The organism is Flavobacteriales bacterium (genome assembly GCA_026129465.1).
Taxonomy (GTDB): domain Bacteria; phylum Bacteroidota; class Bacteroidia; order Flavobacteriales_F; family PHOS-HE28; genus PHOS-HE28.
Map to the genome: position 1 here is coordinate 2,722,162 of JAHCIA010000001.1, position 22,157 is coordinate 2,744,318.

The 22,157-nt window shown below is 63.7% G+C and carries 16 protein-coding genes and 1 tRNA gene; 11 read left to right on the plus strand and 6 right to left on the minus strand.

Translation table 11 applies throughout. From position 1 onward, the window contains the following. Positions 1 to 3 precede the first annotated feature (3 nt). Positions 4 to 1,521: a T9SS type A sorting domain-containing protein gene (locus tag KIT10_11585; GenBank protein ID MCW5899899.1), complete on the plus strand. Its 1,518-nt coding sequence runs from the start codon at positions 4 to 6 to the stop codon at positions 1,519 to 1,521. 5 nt (positions 1,522 to 1,526) lie between these two features. Here KIT10_11585 and KIT10_11590 read toward each other — a convergent pair whose 3' ends face one another. Continuing rightward, on the minus strand, positions 1,527 to 2,411 hold the full coding sequence (locus KIT10_11590) for a fructosamine kinase family protein (GenBank protein MCW5899900.1): 885 nt from the start codon (positions 2,409 to 2,411) through the stop codon (positions 1,527 to 1,529). 72 nt (positions 2,412 to 2,483) lie between these two features. On the opposite strand from KIT10_11590, the gene KIT10_11595 reads away from it, so the two are divergent. Continuing rightward, a tRNA-Ala gene (locus tag KIT10_11595) sits at positions 2,484 to 2,557 on the plus strand. A 396-nt stretch (positions 2,558 to 2,953) separates the two neighbouring features. Here KIT10_11595 and ppk1 read toward each other — a convergent pair. Beyond that, a complete protein-coding gene (gene ppk1, locus KIT10_11600; GenBank protein ID MCW5899901.1) occupies positions 2,954 to 5,659 on the minus strand; it encodes a polyphosphate kinase 1 in 2,706 nt (901 codons plus the stop codon). Positions 5,660 to 5,746: 87 nt separating this feature from the next. Between ppk1 and KIT10_11605 the strand changes: the two genes are divergently transcribed. From KIT10_11605 to KIT10_11640, 8 genes are all read left to right on the plus strand, one after another. Continuing rightward, complete coding sequence (locus KIT10_11605) at positions 5,747 to 6,763, plus strand: hypothetical protein (GenBank protein ID MCW5899902.1); 1,017 nt, start codon at positions 5,747 to 5,749, stop codon at positions 6,761 to 6,763. 423 nt (positions 6,764 to 7,186) lie between these two features. Further along, entirely contained in the window at positions 7,187 to 7,933 is a 747-nt protein-coding gene (sufC, locus tag KIT10_11610; GenBank protein ID MCW5899903.1) for a Fe-S cluster assembly ATPase SufC, read from the plus strand. Between the two features lie 8 nt (positions 7,934 to 7,941). Then, on the plus strand, positions 7,942 to 9,198 hold the full coding sequence (gene sufD / locus KIT10_11615; GenBank protein MCW5899904.1) for a Fe-S cluster assembly protein SufD: 1,257 nt from the start codon (positions 7,942 to 7,944) through the stop codon (positions 9,196 to 9,198). Beyond that, entirely contained in the window at positions 9,195 to 10,451 is a 1,257-nt protein-coding gene (locus KIT10_11620) for a cysteine desulfurase (GenBank protein MCW5899905.1), read from the plus strand. Before sufD ends, KIT10_11620 begins: the two co-directional genes overlap by 4 nt. A gap of 8 nt (positions 10,452 to 10,459) precedes the next feature. Further along, the gene (locus tag KIT10_11625; GenBank protein ID MCW5899906.1) at positions 10,460 to 10,888 is read left to right on the plus strand and encodes a SufE family protein; all 429 of its coding nucleotides are present in this window, start codon (positions 10,460 to 10,462) and stop codon (positions 10,886 to 10,888) included. 136 nt (positions 10,889 to 11,024) lie between these two features. Beyond that, positions 11,025 to 11,345, plus strand: a complete 321-nt coding sequence (locus tag KIT10_11630) for an SUF system Fe-S cluster assembly protein (GenBank protein MCW5899907.1) — start codon at positions 11,025 to 11,027, stop codon at positions 11,343 to 11,345. Continuing rightward, the gene (locus KIT10_11635; protein ID MCW5899908.1) at positions 11,345 to 11,890 is read left to right on the plus strand and encodes a DUF2480 family protein; all 546 of its coding nucleotides are present in this window, start codon (positions 11,345 to 11,347) and stop codon (positions 11,888 to 11,890) included. Before KIT10_11630 ends, KIT10_11635 begins: the two co-directional genes overlap by 1 nt. 72 nt (positions 11,891 to 11,962) lie before the next feature. After that, positions 11,963 to 14,059: a hypothetical protein gene (locus KIT10_11640; GenBank protein ID MCW5899909.1), complete on the plus strand. Its 2,097-nt coding sequence runs from the start codon at positions 11,963 to 11,965 to the stop codon at positions 14,057 to 14,059. A gap of 9 nt (positions 14,060 to 14,068) precedes the next feature. On the opposite strand, the gene KIT10_11645 is transcribed toward KIT10_11640, so the two are convergent. After that, positions 14,069 to 15,970: a class II glutamine amidotransferase gene (locus KIT10_11645; protein ID MCW5899910.1), complete on the minus strand. Its 1,902-nt coding sequence runs from the start codon at positions 15,968 to 15,970 to the stop codon at positions 14,069 to 14,071. A 133-nt stretch (positions 15,971 to 16,103) separates the two neighbouring features. Here KIT10_11645 and KIT10_11650 point away from each other — a divergent pair, with 133 nt between their 5' ends. Next, positions 16,104 to 19,955: a gliding motility-associated C-terminal domain-containing protein gene (locus KIT10_11650; GenBank protein MCW5899911.1), complete on the plus strand. Its 3,852-nt coding sequence runs from the start codon at positions 16,104 to 16,106 to the stop codon at positions 19,953 to 19,955. Between the two features lie 7 nt (positions 19,956 to 19,962). Here KIT10_11650 and KIT10_11655 read toward each other — a convergent pair whose 3' ends face one another. Genes KIT10_11655 through KIT10_11665 form a run of 3 tightly spaced genes read right to left on the minus strand, consistent with a single transcriptional unit; the run spans position 19,963 to position 22,115 of the window. Continuing rightward, on the minus strand, positions 19,963 to 20,985 hold the full coding sequence (locus KIT10_11655) for an amidohydrolase (protein ID MCW5899912.1): 1,023 nt from the start codon (positions 20,983 to 20,985) through the stop codon (positions 19,963 to 19,965). Between the two features lie 6 nt (positions 20,986 to 20,991). Continuing rightward, positions 20,992 to 21,522 carry a 3-hydroxyanthranilate 3,4-dioxygenase gene (locus tag KIT10_11660; GenBank protein ID MCW5899913.1) on the minus strand — a complete coding sequence of 177 codons (531 nt, stop codon included), beginning with the start codon at positions 21,520 to 21,522 and terminating at the stop codon, positions 20,992 to 20,994. 44 nt (positions 21,523 to 21,566) lie between these two features. Continuing rightward, the gene (locus KIT10_11665) at positions 21,567 to 22,115 is read right to left on the minus strand and encodes a carboxypeptidase regulatory-like domain-containing protein (GenBank protein MCW5899914.1); all 549 of its coding nucleotides are present in this window, start codon (positions 22,113 to 22,115) and stop codon (positions 21,567 to 21,569) included. Positions 22,116 to 22,157 lie beyond the last annotated feature (42 nt).

The window sequence follows — 22,157 nt, forward strand, 5'->3', positions numbered from 1 at the left end:
GCCATGCGTATCTTCAAGCATATCGCCCCCTGGTTGCTGCCGATCTCGTTGCAGGCCCAGTTGTTCACCAACAACGGCGCCACCATCAGCACGGATGCCGGGATCCAGGTCAACGGGAGCGCGCTCAACACCGCGGCGGGCGAGTTCGCCAACAGTGGCATCCTCACCATCACCGGCGATTGGACCAACAACGCTGGGAACAGCGGCTTCGGCGCGGGTCAGGGCGGCGTGGTGCTTGGTGGTGGTGACCAGGCGATCGGCGGCACGAGCATCACCGTGTTCAATGGTCTTGCCCTCGCGGGCACAGGCACCAAGACCTTGCTTCAGCATGCCGAGGTGGGTGGAGCCTATCCCGCACCAAGCGGCGTCCTCGCGCTCAACGACCGCCGGATGGATCTCAATGGATTCGACCTCACGGTGCGGAACGCGGCACCCACGGCCATCACGCGCACCAGCGGTTTCATCATCAGCGAGCGCGACCCCTTGATGGGCTACTCGCGTGTTCGTTGGAACATTGGCGCGAGCGCATCAGGCAGTTTCCATGAGATCCCCTTCGGCGACCCCACCACCGGCGCGTACCTGCCGTTCTCCGCAGGGATCACCACGGCGGGTACAGGGCCAAGTGGATGGATCGCGGTGGCCACCTATCCTACGGACCCGGTCCTGGCGCCCAACAACCGTCCGCTGCCCACAGGGTTGGCCACACTTACGGATATGGGTGGCAATGAGAACGCGCACCGGGTCCTGGACCGCTGGTGGGTGATGGAGAGCGGCGACTATACGACCGCTCCGGTGGCGGAGGTCAAGTTCACCTATCGAGACAGTGAATGGGCCACCGGCACCAACACCATCATGGAAGGGGCACTGCAACTGGAGCGCTACCTGGGCGGCTGGAACATGTTCCCCACCGTGGTGGAAACCGTCGCCAATACGCTCACCACATCGGGTATTCCACTGCTCACCTCCACCTGGACCGCTTCCGAGTTCGGATCGCCGCTGCCCGTGGAGTTGATGGTGTTCGCTGGTGAGCGCATGGACCGGGACCATGTGGACCTGGACTGGGCCACGGCCACCGAGCAGGACAACGCGGGCTTCGAGGTGTGGAGGATGATCGATGGCGAAGCGGAATTCAAGCAGGTGGGCTGGGTGGATGGAGCGGGCTACAGCCAGCAGGTGCGCCATTATGGCTTCACGGATCGCAATCGCACTTCTCGCGTCAGCTATTACAAGCTGCGGCAGGTGGACCACGCGGGCACAGGCAAGTGGAGCCCATTGGCCCCGGTGGCGGGGATGGACGATGGATCGGACATGGTGCTCTACCCGAATCCGACGCGCGACGCCTTCTTTATCAGTGGACTCGCACCCGATGCGCGCGTGTCCTTGATCGATGGCAGTGGGCGCCTGGTGCGCGACATGGGTCCCGGTCCGCGTTTCGATGTACAGGGCCTGCGTGCCGGCATGTACATCGTGCGCATGGAGGCCGAGGGCGTCGTGCGGCAGGAAAGGCTGATCGTCCAGTGAGGCTTTCAGGTGAACCGTTTCAACGCGGCCTCCACCTGCGTCACATAGCCTCCGCCGAAGAGGTTCACGTGCACCATCAGCGGATACAGGTCACACACGGCCACGCGCTCCTCCCATCCGGCCTCCAAGGGCCATTCGGCCTGGTAGGCGTTGTACATCGCTGTGTCGAAGCCACCGAACAGCTGCGTCATGGCCAGGTCCATTTCGCGGTGGCCGTAGTAAACGGCCGGGTCGATCAGGACCGGAAGACCTTTTGCATCGCACAGGAAGTTGCCGCCCCATAGATCGCCATGGAGCAGGGCGGGAGGCTCGGCGGGGAAGAGCTTGTCCAGTTGGTGGAAGAGCCGCTCGAACCGGAAGGCCATGCCGCTCTCCACACGGCGCCTGTCGCGTGCCATTTTCAGCTGCGGTTCCAAGCGTTGGTGGATGAAGAATCCGGGCCAGTCGGGTGCCGGGGTGTTGCGCTGTGGCAGACCGCCGATGTAATTGTCCCGGTCCAGCCCGAAACAGTTCTGCGTGTGCCGGTGGAGTTGTGCGAGTCCCCGTCCGAAGCGCTCCCAGAAACCCGGATCGCGGATACCGCCCTCCACCCAGGTCAGCAACAGAAAGCTGTCGTCGTGGTCCTCGCCGTGGGCGATCACTTCAGGCACCTGCAACGGCCCGGCCTCGCGCAAGCGGCGGAGGCCGTCCGCTTCCGCCTCGAACATGCCCGGGAACCTGTCTGCACTGTTGGTCTTCAGGAAGAAACGGCCGGCGTCGGTCTCCAGCCGCCAGGCATCGTTGATGGAACCACCACCCACGGGGAAGGCTTCCTCGATGTCGATCGGATGGCCCAAGCGGCGGCTGAGGTGCTCGCTGATCTGCTCGGACAAGGAACCCGAAACGGCCATGGATGTAAAGGTGATGCGCGGATCCGGAGAACCGCTAAATTTGCGCTCCCTCGTCGTGAGGGTTGAAGTGATGGGGAATTAGCTCAGCTGGCTAGAGCGCTTGCATGGCATGCAAGAGGTCACCGGTTCGACTCCGGTATTCTCCACGAAAGGCGGTCCAACAGGGCCGCCTTTTTCGTTCCGACCATGCCCTCTGTCGGTGTGGTCGGGATCGGGCCGGAACCCCCTGCTTGCCCGGTCATGCTGGACCATACATCCCATTCGCCGTGTATAAACCTGTTGATAAGCAGGGACATGCAAGCGACAGGAGGCCTTCCCCGCTGTTGATCTTTGTTAAGCCAACAATGCACAGAAAAGGCCCCCGTTAACTTTGTGTTACGAAGGCCGAAGGATGCTGAGGCCGTTGTTCTTGAACATCTTGAAAGGGAGCGGGGGGGCCGGATTTTGGAACGATCAAGACCTGCTTGGGATCTTCGTCTCTGTTAGGTAGGTAGGGCAAGGTCCTCCCCTCTCTTTCACCATCTTGTTGAACGCCGTGGGCATTACGTCCGCGGCGTTCCTGTTTTCCGGCTGTACCCCGGCCTACCGATCAAGGCCTTGTGCCGGAGGAAGGCGTGGGTGGCCTCCTGTGATCGCAATTGCCGTTCGCCGGCGGTCACAGGCACATAGGGGTTGCTTTGGGCCGCATCGATCACCCGCGCCTTCTGGCGATCCTTCCATTGCAGTTCCAGAATGTCCAGGATCTCCCGCTTCAATTCGTCATCCAGCAGGGGGAAGGCCACTTCGATACGGCGGTCCAGGTTCCGGCCCATCAGGTCGGCCGAGGAGAGGTGTACGGTGGGCGCCCCCTGGTTGTGGAACACATACACCCGGCTGTGCTCCAGAAAGCGGTCCACGATGCTGATGGCCTTGATGCGGTCGCCAGTGCCACTGCTGCCCGGCACCAGACAGCATATGCCGCGAATGATCAGCCGCACCTCCACACCAGCGCGCGCCGCATCGTAGAGTTTGGCGATCATGGCGCGGTCCTCCAGGCTGTTGAGTTTGATCAGGATGCCCGATGGCTTGCCGCGCAGGGAGGCTTCAATTTCGCGGTCGACCATGGCCTCCAATCGTCCGCGCAGTCCCACGGGGGCCATCAGCAGATGGCGCAATGCTGGGCGGCGGCGGCGGTCGCGCAGGTGCTCGAAGACCTCGGCCACTTCCCGCGCGATCGCCGGCCGCGCGGTGAGCAATGCGGAATCCGAATAGATGGTGGCCGTGCGCTCGTTGAAATTGCCCGTACCCAGGTAGGCATAGCGGCGTAGGCGGCCCTGCTCCCGGCGCTCCACCAGGCAGAGCTTGCAGTGCACTTTCAAGTGTTCTGAGCCGTACAGCACTTCCGCGCCGGCACGTTCCAGCGTTTCACCCCAGAAGAGATTGGAGCGTTCATCGAAGCGCGCCTTCACCTCCACGAAAACGGTCACTGACTTGCCGTGCTCCAGCGCGTCCATCAGGGCCGCGCAAACCGCCGATCCTTCGGCCACGCGGTACAGTGTGATGGCGATGCGTGTCACCAGCGGGTCCCGTGCCGCCTGTCGCAACCAGTCCGTCAGTCCCCCGAAGTCGTGGTAGGGGAAATGCATCAGCACATCGCCCTTGCCGATCGCCTTGAACGCCCCGCCGCGTGCGGCCATGGCCGGATGGGTGATGGCTCTCAATGGTTTGTCGCGCAGTTCCGCATGCCCGGTGATGGGCAGCTTCATCAGATCGCTGAAGTTGTGGTAGCGGCCACCGCTGACCAGGTCCTCCTTCGCCAAGCCAAGCAGTGCACGCAACTCGCGCAGGGTGCCCTTGGGCATGGCGTGGTCGTGCAGGAAGCGTGAGGGGACCCCGGTGCGCCGCTTGCGCAGGCTCTTGCGCACTTTGTCCTGCACATTGCCCGCGAATTCCTCATCCAGATAGAGTTCCGCGTCGCGCGAGAGTTTGATGGCATGGCAGGCGATCACCTTGTGCCCGCTGAACATGCGGCCCAGGCAGATCCGCATCGCGTCGTCAAGGAAGATCAGATCGTTGGCGCCTTTGGCGGAGGGTAGCCGCAGGAATCTGCCAAGTTCATCAGATGGGATGTTCACCAGGATATGGCGCGGCTTGGTGCGCCCCTTGGGCCGTAGCGTACAGACGAAGTAGAGCTTGCGGTCCTCGATGAAGGGCGCGTTGCCCGGACGCACCGCCGCGGTGTCGATCAGCGGAGCCACCTGCTTGCGGAAGTAGGTGCGGACGAAATGCTTCTGCTCGGTGGAGAGCCGCTCCGGGGCCAGGATGCGGATCCCTTCCTGCTCCAGGGCCGGCAGGAGTGTGCCGCGGTACAAGGCACCGAACTCCTGCTGCTGCTTCAGCGCCTTGCGGTTGAGCCGCGCAATGAGCTTGGCCGTGGGCACCTCCATCGCGGTGCGCTCCGCCTTGGTGAGCCCTGAGAGGCTGCGCAGCGAGGCCACACGCACGCGGTAGAACTCATCGAGGTTGCTGGAATAGATCGCCAGGAATTTTAGGCGCTCCAACAGGGGCACCCGGGGATCCTTCGCTTCCTGCAACACGCGGTCGTTGAAGCTCAGCCAGCTGAGGTCGCGATCGAAGAAGCGGTCGGGCGTGGGAGGGGTCTTGCGTTTCAGGGCGGCATCCTTCGTGGCGCGCAGGGCCGTGAGGTTGATGCCCTTTTGCCGGCCATAGCGTTTGCGCGCATAGGCCGTGTGGAAGCGGTGCGCGCGCAGATAGGCCAGGTTGGTCTCGCGCCAGGTCTTGCGGCTGATGCTGTCCCCGGTGGCATGCTCGATCTCCCGGCGCAGCTTTTCGCTACGGGCGATGAAGTCCGCCTGCCCGGCCTTGGATGAATCCGCATCGCGGATCGCCTCTTGCGCCGGTCCGCGCGGGCGCCGGCCCATGCGGGTGGCCATGATCAACGCGCGCACCCTGGCCCGGTCACGTGCGGAGGCGCCATGCCGTTCAAGAAAGCGCTCGGCGATGTCCGCACTGTGTGCTTCATGGTCCGCACGGCCGCGCGCGTAGCCGGTATCGTGGAAGAGCGCGGCGACCTCCAACAGCGCGAGATCCCGTCCACCGAGCCCCATCGCCTGCCCGATCTGCACCGCGGTGCGTGTCACGCCGAGGGTATGTTCCAGATCGTGGAATTCCAACTCGGGAGGCATGTGCCGCGCGAACCAGCGCCGAACATGCGTGCGGGTCTTCTCCAACAGTAACTCGTCGATCATGGCGGCGGGCGAATTTAGCCGCAGGCCATGGCGATGGGTCATCGCGGCTATCTTTGGTCACGGCCCGCCGGGATGGACCTTCAACTGGTGCACACCCTGTTCGGCGCCCTGGCGGGCGATCGTACCACGATCCTCTACAGTGGGCGCTTTCACGACGATCTGTCCCCGGCACTGATCGCCATGGGGCGCGAGGTGCGGCACCAGGACGATGAACGAGCGATAGGCGGCCGCCTCTCCTTCGTGCTGGTGGAGGCTTTTCAGAACATCATCCGCCATGGTGTCGGATCGGACGCCGGCCGACCCCTCCTCATGTTGCGCTCGCGCGGCGGTGCGCACGAGGTGGTGGCCATGAACACCATGGCCGAAGGTGGCCTGGCCGACCTTGAACAACGGCTGGCACGATTGCGCGGATTGGATCGCGCACAGTTGAAGGATTTGTTCCTGCGCAGCTTGGCGCGCACGGAGCGCACGGAACGGGGCGGGGCGGGGCTGGGCCTGATCGAGATGGCGCGCCGTTCAGGCCACGGATTGCGGCATCGTCTGTCCCCAATGGATGGTGGCCGTGCCCACTTCACCCTGCAAGTGCAGGTGGGGGGGGAGGCCGTGGGCTTCTCCAATGAGGCGCAATTGGACATCCTGTATCGCATCGTCACGGTGGAAGGACTCCTACTGCTGTGCATGGGCAGGATCGCGCCGGGCATGCAGGACGCCATGCGGCCCTTGCTGGGCCTCGACCTCGACCCGGGCCGAAGGGGTGGTGTGGACCTTGGCAGGGCCTTCCTCGCCGGTATGTCTTTCCTGCAAGTGCAGGATGATGCCCGGCCGATGTTCGCCGTCTTCCGTCGACCGGAAGGCATAGGGGTCGTCCTCGCACTCCACCTCGACAATGCCGCGGCCGATGCGCTGCAGGCCTTGGTGCATGAGTTGGAAGGCTTGTCGCCCACCGAGAAACAGCGTCGCTATCGCGACCTCCTGCTGGGCCGGAGTCCGGATGAGCATGGCGGCCTAACCGGCCTGCTGGAATTGGCGCGCTTGGGCCATGTGCCCATATCCATGGAGCGTTCGCACGAGGATGGCCTGGTGGTGTTGCGTGTGATGGTCTGATCGCGCCGCGCATGGATCGCGATGCGCCTTTCCCCGATCCCGGCCGCGATGCGCATACCGATCGGCACAGCCTTGGGGTTATGTCCCCATCATGGGCACCACCATCCATTACATCATCGGCCGCCTGGGACGTTTCGAGTTTTGGTTCAATGCGCGCTTCGGCTGGTTCTTCACCAACGGGATGAAGAACTCCGGCGACCGAGGCGGTCCTTCCGTCAGGGCTTGAAACCGATGTGGTCTGGTGGCGGGGAAGGGACCGGAAGGTGACCCTGGACCGCACCTGGTGCGCATGCCCGGCCTTTCGCCCCGAACCTCTCAGAGAAGGATCTGTTCTTCCCATGCCTTGCGCGGCCGATCGCGGCGGCTACCTTTGCCAAATCACTTTGTTTAGAACGATTCCAAATTGGAAGACATTCCGCCATCATGCTGAAGATCAACGACCTGCATGCCCGGATCGAGGGCAAGGACATCCTCAAGGGCGTGACCCTGGAAGTGAAGCCCGGCGAGGTCCACGCCGTCATGGGTCCCAACGGGAGCGGCAAGAGCACCCTGGCCAATGTGCTGGCCGGCCGCGAGGAATATGAAGTGACAGAAGGCTCCGTGACCTACCTCGGTGAGGACTTGCTGGAATTGGCACTCGAAGAGCGCGCCTGGAAAGGCATCTTCCTCGCTTTCCAATACCCGGTGGAGATCCCTGGCGTGAGCAACATGAACTTCCTGCGCACGGCACTGAACGAATGCCGCAAGGCCAACGGTCTCGCGGAGCTCGGCGGCAAGGATTTCCTGACGCTCGTCCGCGAACGCGCCAAGCTGGTGGAGATGGACGCCGACCTGATGAGCCGCAATTTGAACGTGGGCTTCAGCGGCGGCGAGAAGAAGCGCAACGAGATCTTCCAGATGGCGATGCTCGAACCCAAGCTCGGCATCCTCGACGAGACCGACAGCGGCCTGGACATCGACGCGCTGCGCATCGTGGCCGGCGGCGTGAACAAGCTGCGATCCAAGGACAACGCCTTCATCGTGGTGACGCACTACCAGCGCCTGCTGGACCACATCGTGCCGGACGTGGTGCACGTGATGGCCGACGGCCGCATCATCAAGAGCGGTCCGAAGGAACTGGCACTGGAACTGGAGGCGAAGGGCTACGATTGGGTGAAGGAGCACGCATGATGAGCACGATGACCGCCACCGACCCCAAGGCCACCGTGCTTCCACTGCTAGAGGGTTCCACCTGGCCCGGCAGCGCCGAAGCCCTGGCCCAGGTGCACGCACTTCCCGTTCCCACCACCAAGACCGAAGCGTGGAAGTACACCCGCGTGGGCAAGCTGTTCAACCAGCCGTATGCCGCACCGAAGGGCGATGTGAACGTGGCGCTGCCTGCCCGCCTTCCCTTCGATACCACCCGCGTGGTCTTCGTGAACGGCCATTTCCGCGCGGACCTGAGCGATGATCTCAAGGATCAAAAAGGCATCGTAATCGACAGCCTGAAGCACCACCTCACCCACGGCCCGGTGAAGGAGCATTACGGCACGCTGGCGCCCACCAGCGAGCTCCTTTTCACCGCCATGAACTCCGCCGCTCCCATCGACGGCCTGATCCTGCTGGTGACCAAGGGCGTGAAGGTGGAGCATTCGATCCACGTGTTGCACATCACCACGTCAGCACGCCAGCTGATACAACCGCGTGACCTCTTCATGCTCCACGAAGGCGCCGAGGCCGAAGTGATCATCGAGCACATCGCCCTTGATACGCCCGAGGCTTTCGTCAACAGTGTGCGCGAGTGCTTGGTGGGCGAAGGTGCGCGCCTCACGGTCCACAAGCTGCAGCACGAGGTCAACGGTCCGGCGAACATCAGCTTCGAGGGCGTACGCGTGGCGGCCAAAGGCCACTTCAGCATCAGCACCACGACACTCGATGGCGCACTGATCCGCAATGAGGTGAAGGTGTCACTGGCCGGCGCGGAGGCGCATGCCGAGCTGAACGGCGTGTACCTGCTGAACGGCACCACGCACTGCGACAACCACACCTACATCGGTCACGACGTGCCGGACTGCACCAGCGACGAGCTCTACAAGGGCATCGTGGCGGGCAAGGGCACCAGCGTGTTCAACGGCAAGGTCTACGTGAAGCAGGACGCTCAGCGCACCCGCGCCTACCAGAGCAACGCCAACATCCTGCTGGGCGATGATGCCAAGGTGTACACCAAGCCTGAACTGGAGATCTACGCCGACGACGTGAAGTGCAGCCACGGGTGCACCATCGGCCGGCTGGACGAGAAGGGCCTGTTCTACCTGCGCAGCCGCGGGGTTAGCGAGGCCGAGGCGCGCAAGCTGATGGCCCATGCCTTCATCACCGAGGTGGTGGAGCGCGTACAGAACGAGGAGTGGAAGGCGGTGTTGACAGCGTTGATCGACAACAAACTCGCGCAATTGTGAGCACCAAAGCGGCACCGGTCACCAACGCGTTCGACGTGGAGGAGATCCGCGCGCAGTTCCCCATCCTGAAGGAGCTGGTGCACGGCAAACCGCTCGTGTACTTCGACAACGCCGCGACCAGCCAGAAGCCGCGTCGCGTGATCAAGGCCGAGAGCGCCTACTACGCCACGATCAACGCCAACGTGCACCGCGGCGTGCACACGCTCAGCACGAAGGCCACTGAGGCGCAGGAGGCCGCGCGCGAGACCATCCGCAGGCACATCAACGCCAAGCACGCCCACGAGGTGATCTTCACCAGTGGCACCACGGCGGGCATCAACCTGGCGGCATTCAGCCTGGGACAGTTGCTGCTTAAGAAGGGCGACGAGGTGCTGATCAGCGGCATGGAGCACCACGCGAACATCGTCCCCTGGCAGATGGCCTGCGAGCGGCACGGGGCGAAGCTGAAGGTGATACCGGTGACCGATAGCGGAGAGCTGGAATTGGGATCATCTGATCATCTGATAGGCCAATTCTCTGATCGCACCCGCATTCTTGCGATCTCCCACGTGAGCAATACACTGGGCACGATCAATCCCGTGAAGGACTTGATCGCCGAGGCGAGGAAGCGCGGCATCATCACCGTGGTGGATGGCGCGCAGGCGATCGCGCACTTGTACGTGGATGTGCAGGAACTTGGCTGTGACCTGTACGCCTTCAGCGGGCACAAGGCATACGGTCCTACTGGAATTGGCGTGCTCTACGGCCGCGAGGAGCTGCTGGAGCGCATGCCCCCCTGGCAGGGTGGTGGCGAGATGATCGACACGGTCACCTTCGAAAAGACCACCTATGCCAAGCTGCCCTTCAAGTTCGAGGCGGGCACGCCGAACATCGCGGGCATCATCGGCTTGGGCGAGGCCATCCGCTGGATGGAGGACTACGACAAGGCCGCCATGGCCGCGCACGAGCACACGTTGTTGGAGCATGCCACCAAGGAGCTGCTCACCATCGATGGCCTGCGGATCATAGGTACGGCGCAGAAGAAAGTGGGCGTGATCAGCTTCGTGATCGACGGCGTCCATCACTACGACCTGGGCACACTGCTAGACCAACAGGGCATAGCCGTGCGCACAGGACACCATTGCACGCAGCCATTGATGGACCGCTTCGGCGTGAGCGGTACGACGCGTGCGAGCTTCGCATGTTTCAACACAGTGGAGGAGGTGGAGATGATGGTGGCGGCGACGAGGAAGGCAGTGAAGATGCTGCGATGAGCACCACGATGACATTGGCTCAAGCTCAGCAGGAACTAGTGGACGATTTCGCCATGTTCAGCGGCTGGCAGGACCGCTATGAGCACCTGATCGAGCTGGGCAAGGACCTGCCGCTGATCGCGCCGGAGCACAAGACCGACGACAACCTCGTGCGCGGTTGCCAGAGCCGGGTTTGGCTTCACGCCGCCCCTCAGAACGGCCTCATCCACTTCACTGCCGACAGCGACGCCATGATCACCAAGGGCATCGTGGCCCTGCTGGTGCGCGTGTTCAACCACCGCACGCCGCAGGAGATCATCGGCGCGTCCACGGAGTTCATCGACAAGATCGGGTTGCGCGCGCACTTGAGCCCGAACCGTGCGAACGGCCTGAGCGCGATGATCGATCAGATGAAGCGTTACGCATTGGCGTTTTCCGGTAAAGGACCCGAGGCATGAGAAGCGAGGTCAACTCTTCGATCAATGGTGGATACTGTCTTATGTACGATGTCTTATGCCGGACGGCGTTGCATAAGACATCGTACATAAGACAGTGCTTGCCTCCTGTATACGCGCGCCCTCTCCCATACGCACAATGACCCCGGAAGAAAAGAAACACCTGGAAGAACGTGTCATCGACATGCTCAAGAGCGTGTACGATCCGGAGATCCCCGTGGACATCTACGAGCTGGGCCTGATCTATGAGGTGAGCATCAGCGACGACGCGCATGTGGGCATCAAGATGACCTTGACCAGTCCCGCATGCCCCGTGGCCGAAAGCCTGCCCAATGAGGTGGAGCAGAAGGTGGCCGGTGTGCCCGGCGTGACAAGCGCCAAGGTGGAGATCACCTTCGAGCCACCCTGGGACCGCACGATGATGAGCGAGGCGGCGCAATTGGAACTGGGGTTCATGTGATGAGCGACAACAGCCCCATCATCAACAAGGTCGCTTCGAGCGGGATCATCACCCTCGACTTGGAGGAGCTGTACCCGGCCGGTGAGCGGGTGGTCTTCGACCTGAAGCCGCTGTTGTGGCAGGAGATCGCACTGAAGGAGGATGATCTGCGCACCTTCTGCAAGGAGCATGATTGGTCGCGATACCAAGGCAAGTTCATGTCGGTGAATTGCAGCGCCGATGCCATCGTGCCGACCTGGGCCTATATGCTGGTGGCCACGCACCTGCAGCCGCACGCGGCCTTCGTCACGCAAGGCGATGCGGAACAGCTGGAGCATGCCATCTTCACGCGCTTCGTGCAACAACTGGATGTGGAGCCCTACCGCGATGCCCGTTTAGTGGTGAAGGGCTGCAGCAAGCTGCCCGTGCCGCTGAATGCCTATGTGGAGCTGAGCATGAAGCTGCTGCCGGTGGTGAAGAGCCTGATGTTCGGCGAGCCGTGCAGCACGGTGCCCTTGTACAAACGGCCAAAGGCCTCGCGCGACTCCGGGTCAAGCCCGGAGTGACAGCTACGGCGAGCATTGATGTGCGATGCCGCTGTACAAGCGGCCCAAGGCATAGGCGCTACCTTCGGGCGGATGCGTTCCGCGATCCTGTTCCCCTTGTTGCTGGCCGCATCGGCCCTGTTCGCGCAACCCTACCGGCCCCACCAGGAAAGCCGCCACGGCTGGCACCTATCGCCGCACGGCACCATACGCGTACTGGTGCTCTTCGCCGAGATCGAGTGGGACCTGACGCCGGACAAGGACCCCCAGCCGCAGGCGACCGAACGCTGGCCGAAAGGGGAGTTGCCCACCTGGCGAGACGACCTTTTCGATCCCCATCCGATGCCGGTTCCCCAGGCCATGGTGTCACGCTACTACCATGACATCTCATTGGGCAATTACGTGGTGATGGGCGACTACATGGACCGACTGGTGAAGCTTCGCCAGAGCGAATACCCTGGCATCACCGCGCAGCATGGCATCAACCGGCTGGTGGTGACAGAGGCCAACAAGTTCGGCGAGCTGCGCACACGCCATGGCCTGGGGGTGGACGACTTCGACCTTTGGAAGCGTGGTGGCAGACCGGGCCAGCCCAAGGAACAGGGGCCGGACGACCCGCACAGCTACGACCATGTGATGGTGATCCTGCGCAACAGCCCATTCACGCACGGCCAGGGCAGCGTGGACGCAGGCAGTCCCGGCAAGCTGTTCGGCCACGAGAGCGATTCACAAAGCCGCTTCGGGGGCATGAACGCCCTGCCCTTCGAGATCCTCAAGCACGAGTACAACCATCTGCTGCTCGGCGGTAACAACTTCCACAGCGGTGGCGGCAACGCGGCGGTGTTCCTCAGCTTCTTTCCCTTCCTGCAAGGAGGCTGGAGCATGATGGGCGCGGCCTTCAGCAGTCTGCTCACCTGCAGCGCGTGGGACCGCGACCGGCTCGACTGGAAATCCGAGGGTGCGACCCACCGCATCCGTGCGCGCGATACGCAGGGCCGCGAGGTGGATGGCGACCTCGATCCCCTTGATGGGGACACCGGCGTCTTCGTGCTGCGCGACTTCGTGCCCTCCGGTGACGCGCTCCGCATCCGCATGCCCTTCCTTGCCGACGAACTGCATCAGCAATGGCTGTGGATCGAGAACCACCAGGGCTTCCACCGCAATGGCAGTCCAACCGACCGCTTCCATTGGGAGGACGCCGGACCCTGCATCGACCCCATCGAACCCGGCTTGTTCATGCAGATGCAGGTGGACCGCGAGAAGAGGGAAGGCACCAGCATCTACGATGGCCACGCCGACTATCTGAGGCCTCTGCCCGCCAACGGCAACTTCGACCTGTACCTGCGCGGCGACACCATCCGCGGCACTTGTCCCTTCGGCGGTGAGGCGCGCCCCTATATCCTGGACGATCGCCTGGCCAATCCGCTAACCGGCAACCACGAGCAGGAGATGCCGCTCTACGACCGTGATGGCGATGGTGCGCTGCAACGGGGCCATCATTGGGTGCCGGGTACGCGCATCCACCAAGGGCGCATGCTCGACAAGGCCGTGCTCTTCGGGCGGCCCGAGCACGCCTTCCGCATGAACGGCAAGCGCAAGCTGGGCATGGGCACCAACCCCTCCAGCGCCAATATGCTCACGCTGGTGGGCGCGCATGGCACGGACATGCACCAGGGAGGGCCGCCCAATGTGCGGGTCATCCACCTCAATGGTATTTCCGTGGAGCTGCTGGCGATGGCGGAGAACGGCGACGCCACCGTGCGTGTGCGCAGCGGCGATACGCTGCTGGAGGAGGACGTGCGCTGGTGCGCGGACAGCATCGTGCTGCCGCCGCTGCGCGGATACGATGGCCATGCGCTGGTGCTGGCACCGGGCCGCACCCTGGTGCTGGACCGTTCAGGCACGCCCACCCGCCTGGACAAGCCCGAGAGAGCCGGCGGTCAACTGTGGTACAGCAAGCCCACCCGCTTCACAGTGGCCAGCGGTTCACGCATGTGGCTGAAGCGCGGAAGCACATTGGAGTTGCGCAACGGATCGGAGGTGCACCTGATGCCCGGCAGCCTGTTGAAGCTGGAGGACAAAGCGGCCATCAAGGTGAGGTCCGGACGTGTGGTGCTGAATGGCGATGCGCGCATCGATGCCCCGAGAAAGGTGTTGAAGAGGCTGCGCGTGGTGCGCCTGCCGGGCTGATCGCCGCGGTCAGTAGGCGCGTACGTTGCGCCCCTCCATGTAGTTGATGAAGGCGCGGTTCACCACGCGATTGCCGCCGGGCGTGGGGTAGTCGCCCGTGAAGTACCAGTCGCCCGTATGGCCGGGGCAGGCGGCGTGGAGGCCCTCGATGCTCTGGAACACGAGCTTCACTTCCGCGTTGATGCCCTGGGGCGTGAGCAGCTCGGCCATCTTGTCCGAGACACGCTCCGGTGTGAAGGGCCTGTAGATGTCCTTCACCACGTTCTCCTGTTCGGCCAGCGGACGGCCCACCATGGCCAAGGCGCGGTCATAGACGTCATCGATGATGTTCTCCTGCTTGGTCTCCTTCAGCAAGGCGATGGCCGCCCGGAAGGCCGCGAGGTCGCCCATCTTCGCCATGTCGATGCCGTAGCAATCCGGATAGCGGATCTGCGGCGCGCTGCTCACCACCACGATGCGCTTCGGACCCAGCCGGTCCAGCATCTTCAGGATGCTCTGTTTCAAGGTGGTGCCGCGCACGATGCTGTCGTCGATCACCACCAGGCTGTCCACGCCGGCGCGCACGGTGCCGTAGGTGATGTCGTACACGTGGGCCACCAGGTCGTCGCGGTCGTCATCGGCGGTGATGAAGGTGCGCAACTTGGCGTCCTTGATGGCCACCTTTTCCAGTCGCGGGCGCAACTCCAGGATGGCGCGCAGTTTCGCCGGGTCGGGCGAAGGGCCGAGTTCCAGGATGCGCCGTTCTTTCAGGGCGTTGAGGCGGTCCTCCATTTCCTTCAGCATGCCGTAGCAGGCCACCTCGGCGGTGTTGGGGATGAAGCTGAAGACGGTGTGCTCCAGATCGTGCTCCACCACCTCGAGGATCGCGGGGCACACGCTGCGGCCCAGTGCGATGCGCTCGCGGTACACGTCCTGGTCGCTGCCCCGGCTGAAGTAGATGCGCTCGAAGCTGCACGATCGTTTGGACAGCGGCTCCCTGATCTGTTCCTCCGCGTAGGAGCCGTCCTTGCGGATGATGAGCGCATGGCCCGGCCGCACTTCCTGCACGGCTTCGGTGGGCAGGTTGAAGGCGGTCTGGATGGCGGGGCGCTCGCTGGCCACCACCACCACTTCCTCATCGGCGTACCAGTAGGCCGGGCGTATGCCGGAAGGATCGCGCAGCACGAAGGCGTCGCCATGGCCGATGAGGCCCGCCAGCGCGTAGCCCCCGTCAAAGTCGGCCGCGCTGTTGGTGAGGATGGTGCGCACATCGAGCTTCTCGCTGATCACCTGTGTGATCTGCCGCTCGTTGTAGCCCAGCTGCCGGTGCATCGCGGCGAGGCGGTCGTTCTCCACATCCAGGAAGTGGCCGATCTTTTCCAGCACCGTCATGGTGTCGCTGCGCTCCTTGGGATGCTGGCCGATGGAGACGAGCAGGTCGAAGAGCTCGTCCACGTTGGTCATGTTGAAGTTGCCGGCCACCACCAGGTTGCGCGTCATCCAGTTGTTGAGGCGGCGGCGTGGGTGGCAGTTCTCCAGGCTGTCGCGCCCGAAGGTGGCGTAGCGCAGATGGCCCAGCAGCACCTCGCCCAGGAAGGGCACCCGGTCGCGTAGCCGGGCGAGGTCGGTGGCCATGGCGGGGTCCTCTTTCAGGGCCTCGGCATAGCCGCGATAGACCGTGCCGAAGATCTTCTGGATGGCCTGCTTGTCCGTGCTGCGCTCGCGATCGATGTAGTTGAGGCCCGGTGCGGGATCGATCTTGATGGAGGCGATGCCAGCCCCGTCCTGCCCGCGATTGTGCTGCTTCTCCATCAGGAGATACAGCTTGTTGAGGCCGTAAAGGGCGGTGCCGTGCCGTTGCTGGTAGTGGTCCAACGGCTTGCGCAGGCGGATGAGCGCTATGCCGCATTCATGCTTGATCGCGTCGCTCATGCTCCGGCGCGGAGGACCCTCGGCCCCGCCGCGCGGCAAAGGTAGGCAGTGCCACCTTGGGGCACCGAGCAACCCCGGGCGCCCCGCGTAGGTCATCAAGGCGTATTTTGGTGTCCCTCCACCTCCCTGCCCGGTGCGCATCCCAGCGTTCATCATCCTTTTGGCCACACCCCTGGCGCTGCTGGGTCATGCCCCGGCGGTGACCTTCACGGAGAACCGTGGGCAGTGGCCCGGCCAGGTGCTGTACCGCGCCATGCTGCCTGGTGGCGCCCTCTTCGTGGAGGCCGGCGCGTTCACCTATGTGCAGTACAGCGGGCTGGACCTGCACCGCCATGCCCGGCCCGATGACGGCGGCCCGCAACCCGTGCCGCGTGGGCATGCCTACCGCGTGCATTTCCTGGGTGGACAGGCAAGCGGCCACGAGGGCAAAGCCACCTTGCCGCATTATGAGAACCACTTCATCGGGAACGATCCCGACCATTGGGGTGGTGGTTGTGCGGTACATGGCGAGGTGTGGCTGCGCGAGGTCTGGCCGGGGATCGACATCCGGCTGGATGGCAGGCACGGCTTGAAGTACGATGTGCTGGTGGCCCCCGGTGCCGACCCCGCCTTGGCGCGCTTCCGCTACGAAGGGCACGACGGACTGGCCGTGAAGGACCGCGAGCTGCACATCGCCCTCAGCACAGGCCTGGTGGTGGAAGAGGCGCCGGTGGTCTTCCATGCCGTGGGTGGCGACCGCAACCCCGTGCGCGCCGAGTACGCCTTGCGCGGCGACCTGCTCTCCTTTCGACTGCCCGATGGCCACGATGTGACACTGCCCTTGACCATCGATCCGGTGCTCACCTTCAGCAGCTTCAGTGGCAGCACGGCGGACAACTTCGGATTCACAGCGACTTACGACGATGATGGCCACCTCTATGGCGGGGGCATCGTCTTCGGCGCCGGCTACCCCAGCACGGTGGGGGCCTTCGACCCCACCTTCAACGGCGGGAGCATCGATGTGGGCATCAGCAAGTGGACCCCCACGGGCAATGCGCTGGTATGGAGCACCTACATCGGGGGCAATGGTAACGAGGCGCCCCACAGCCTGGTGGTGAATGAACAGAACGAACTGTATGTGATGGGCAGCACGGGTTCGGCGAACTTCCCCACCACACCGGGCTGCTTCGACAACACCTTCGGCGGCGGCCCCATGCTGCTGATCCCCGGCGGCGGCTACGGCTTCGATTTCCCGCAGGGTTCGGATGTCTTCCTCACCCACCTCAATGCGGCGGGTACGGCCCTGATAGGTTCAACCTACATCGGCGGCAGCGGAAACGACGGGGTGAACACCTCCCCGCTGTACTACAACTACGGCGACCCCTTTCGTGGCGAGGTGGCCTTGGACCCCGACGGCAACCCCTTGGTGGCCACCTGCACGGCCAGCCAGAACATGCCCACCAGCCCCGGAGCACCACAGGATAGTTACGCGGGCGGCCCGCTGGACGCCTACTTCTGCCGCTTCGACCCCACGCTGAGCACGCTGCTCTGGGGCACCTACTACGGTGGTGTGGGTTCTGATGGGGGCTTCGGCATCCAGGTGAACAGCCAGGGCCATGTGTATGTCACCGGCGGCACCAACAGCAACAACCTGCCCATGATGGGCAACCCGCTGCACCCGGCGCAGCTCGGCGGTATCGACGGCTATGTGGCGCGTTTCAGCCCCGCGGGCAACACCTTGTTGGCCTCGACCTATCTGGGCACCGCGGCCTATGACCAGAGCTACTTCGTGCAGTTGGACCCGGCGGACAACGTGTATGTGGTGGGCCAGACGCGTGGCAACTATCCGGTGACACCCGGCAAGTACGCCAATCCGGGCAGCAGCCAGTTCATCCACAAGATCAGCAGCGACCTGGGCACTTCCATCTGGAGCACGCGCATCGGCAATGGCAGCGGGGTGGAAGACATCGCCCCATCGGCATTCCTCGTGGCCAACTGCGGGCAGATCTACTTCAGTGGCTGGGGCGGCCAGACCAACAACATCGGCACGCCCACCAACAGCAACACCAACAACCTGCCCATCACGCCCGGCGCCTACCAGACCACCACCGACGGCAGTGACTTCTACCTGATGGTGCTGGAGCCCGATGCCGAAGGCCTCAACTACGCCACCTATTTCGGTGGGTCCGCCTCGGAGCATGTGGACGGTGGCACCAGCCGATTCGACAAGAACGGCAAGGTGTACCAAGCGGTCTGCGCGGCCTGTGGCGCGGGCAGCTTCCCAACCACCCCGGGCGCCTGGAGCACCAATGCGGGCCACCCCAACTGCAACCTGGGCGTGTTCAAGTTCGATCTCTTCATCCCGCAGGCGGACATTGACATCGCCGGTGACAACCAGATCTGCTTCCCAGCTACGGTCCAGTTCGTGAACAACAGCACCGGCGGCAACACCTACCTGTGGGATTTCGGCGATGGCAACACCAGCACCGAGTTCGCCCCGGCACACACCTATACGCAGGAAGGCGTGTTCATCGTGACGATGACCATGACCGACCAATACGGCTGCTCACAGCCCGCCACCAGCAGCATCGAGATCACCAGCCTGCCACCGCCGGTGGCCGGCATCGAACCGGTGCTCCCCATCTGCCCGGGTGGAAGCCTGCAACTCTTCGGTGTGGACGCCGAGGCCTGGCAGTGGTCTCCGCCGGAGATCTTCGAGAACGCTTTCGTGCAGAACCCCATCGCCACGCTGGATAGCGCCATGACCATCCAGTTGGTGGTGACCGGCGTGTGCGGCACGGACACGGCCTGGGTGGAGGTGGAGTTCATCCCGGCCACCGGATCCTCGCAACCCGATGTGGACATGTGCCTCGGTGCCGGTGTGACCCTGACCACCATGGGCGCAGGCACCTTCGTATGGTCGCCGGTCATAGGGCTCTCCGATCCCTTCTCGCCCGCACCGGTCGCCAATCCGACGGACACCACCACCTACGTGGTCACCATCACCACACCGGAAGGCTGCGTGGTGATCGATTCGGTGACGGTGAACGTGGTGGTGATGGAACCCATGCCCACACTCCAGGACACGGCGATCTGCCTGGGATCTTCGGTGCAACTCTTCGGTCCGGATGGGAACCAATGGCTGTGGCAGCCCGCGCCGGGCATCAGCACACTGGATGTGCAGAACCCCGTGGTAAGCCCCACGGAACCCACCCTGTATGTGGTCACGGCCTACAACATCTGTGGCTTCATGCTGGACAGTGCTTTCGTGGACGTGATCACAGTGAACGCGATGGCCTGGCCGGACACGATCATCTGCCCGGGATCTCCTGTACCGCTCTTCGCCACCGGTGGCGTGTCCTACAATTGGTCGCCGCCGGAAGGGTTGGACAACGCCAGCATCGCGAACCCCGTGGCCACGGTCTTCCAGCAGACGACCTTCACCGTCACCGCCACCGACGCACTGGGCTGTGAAGGCAGCGCCTCGCTCACCATCGGCATGCTGCCCGACCCGCCGGTGTGGGCCACCGGGGATGCGGTGATCGAACTGGGCGACCAGGTGTGGATCGAAGCCTTTGGCGATGGCACTTTCGAATGGACACCACCGATCTGGCTCGATTGCCCCACCTGCCCGGGCACCATCGCCACACCGCAACAGACCACCACCTACACGGTGACGATCACCGCGGGCAACGGCTGCACCAACACCGCCACGATCACCATCATCCTCAACGGCACCCTCTTCGTGCCGAACACCTTCACGCCGAACGGGGATGGAGACAACGACTTCTTCTTCGCCCTGGGCTCGGAGATCAAGACCTTCCGCCTGCTCATCTTCGACCGCTGGGGTATCGAGTTTTTCCGCACTGAGAGCCTCGATGGCCGGTGGGACGGCACCTACCGTGGCCGCGAAGCACCGATCGACACATACGTCTGGCGCATCGATCTGGAGGAGCTCTCCGGCGAGCGCCGCACCGTGTTCGGGCACGTGAACCTGATCCGCTGATCGGTGCTCAATCGGGCAGAAAGGCCCTTGCCTCCAACCCCATCCATCGCATGGCCGCGCCACTCAGGAGCATCTCCTTTCGGGCATCATCCCAAGGCATGCTGCGGATGAGCTGGCCGGGTTCCAGTTCGCCCAGCGGGAAGGGATAGTCGGTGCCGAGCGCCACCCGCTCGGCGCCCAGGAGGTCCACCACATAGCCCAGCATGGTGGGGTCGTGCACCAGCGCATCGATCCAGAAGCGGCCGAGGTACGCGCGCGGGTCCACAGGATTGTCCACGGCGCAGAGATCAGGGCGCACTTGGAAGCCATGGGCGATGCGGCCTACGGTGGCCGGGAAGGAGCCACCGCCATGGGCGAAGGCCACGCGCAACGCGGGCAGCCGCTCCAGCAGCCCGCTGAAGATCATGGAGGTGATGGCCACGGTGGTCTCCACCGGCATGCCCACCAGCCAGGGCATCCAGTATTTGTCCAGCCGATCGGCGCCCATCATGTCCCAGGGATGCACGAACACCGCCATGTCCAGCGCGGCGCAGGCGGCGAAGAAATCGAAGAGTCGCGGCTCGCCCAGGTTGATGCCGTTGATGTGCGTGCCGATCTGCACGCCCACCAGGCCGATGCGCTTGCAGCGCTCCAGCTCCTGGATGGCGAGCGAGACATCCTGCATGGGCACGGTGCCCAGGCCAGTGAACCGTTTCGGCCAGCGTTGCACGATGCCCGCGATGTGGTCGTTGAGGAACATCGACAGGTCCAGCGTGTCGTGCGGCTTGGCCCAGTAGCTGAACATCACCGGCACGGTGCTGAGCACCTGTACATGCACGCCATGCTGGTCGCATTCGGCGATGCGCGTGGCGGGATCCCAGCAGTTGGCCTGTACCTCGCGGAAGAACTTGTCGTCCATCATCATGCGTGCGCAGCCCGGCCGGTGGTGGTCCAGATGGATGAATCCCCGGTAGCCGTACTTGGCGCCGAAATCCGGGATGTTCTCCGGCAGGATGTGCGTGTGGATGTCGACGGTGAGGGGCCCGGTCATGCGCATCTACACGAAGCGGGGGTCGGTCGCCATCACATGGCCGCACTTCTTGCAGGTGCGCAGTTCCTCGTTGCCGTAGAACTCGCGGAAGCGCGGGATGAAGTCCTTCTCGATGTTGTGCAGCACGAAGCGGTATTCGTGCAACAGGTTGTTGCACTTTTCGCAATACCACTGGAGGCCATCCTCCAACTCGCGGTCGTCTCGCTTCACCTCGATCACCAGGCCCACGGTGTTCGCCGGGCGGCGCGGTTGGTGGGGCACACGTGCGGGAAGCAGGAACATCTCGCCTTCCTTGATCGGGATGGTCACCGCCTTGCCATCCTCCTGGATGCCCACTTCGATGTCGCCTTCCAGCTGGTAGAAGAGCTCCTCGGTCTCGTTCCAGTGGTAGTCCTTGCGCGCGTTGGGGCCGCCCACCACCATCACGATGTAGTCGCCTGCCTCGGCATAGAGATTCTTGTTGCCCACGGGGGGTTTCAACAGATCGCGGTTGGTGTTGACCCAGCCGCGGAGGTCGAAGGGTCTGCGGATGCTCATGGCCCGGAGGTTCGTGCCGCTAAAGGTAGCGGTCCGGGCGCGCCTTACTGCCGGGTGCTTCGGCCGGCCATCAACAGCAGGGCGCCGTTGGTGCGCATCATGTCGCGCGTGTACTTCTCGTCCTGGGTGAAGGCCTTCACACGCTTGTCCCAACTGACGATGGCGAAGGGGAAGTCCAGCGCATCGGTGTCGGTACCGTCGTACTTGGAGGAGGCCAGCATGCTCACCTCCATGTCGAGCGGCTCGAAGACCAGCTCGCCTTTGGGCAATTCGGCACGGGTGTCCACCAGGATGCGTTTGGGGACGAAGCCCTCCCGTTGGAATACGATGCCGTAGGTCTCGCCGACGGGCAGCCCCACCTTGAACTTGCCGGTCTTGTCGGTGGTCTGTTCACCCACCAGATCATTCTCCCGGTAGACCGCGATGTGGCAGCCCTCCAATTTCTTGTCGCCATCGGTGATGCGGCCGGTGATGGGCAACACAGGTTCGGCCGTTGCTCCGGCCTTGCTTTTCGCGGCGTTCTCCTGCGCGTAGGCGAGACCTGGCAGGGTGGTCAAAGCGATGATGGCCAGGGATGTACGGATGGCGTGCATGGCTCGTGGATATGGGGGGCTTGTACCTCCCGTCCGCAGCCA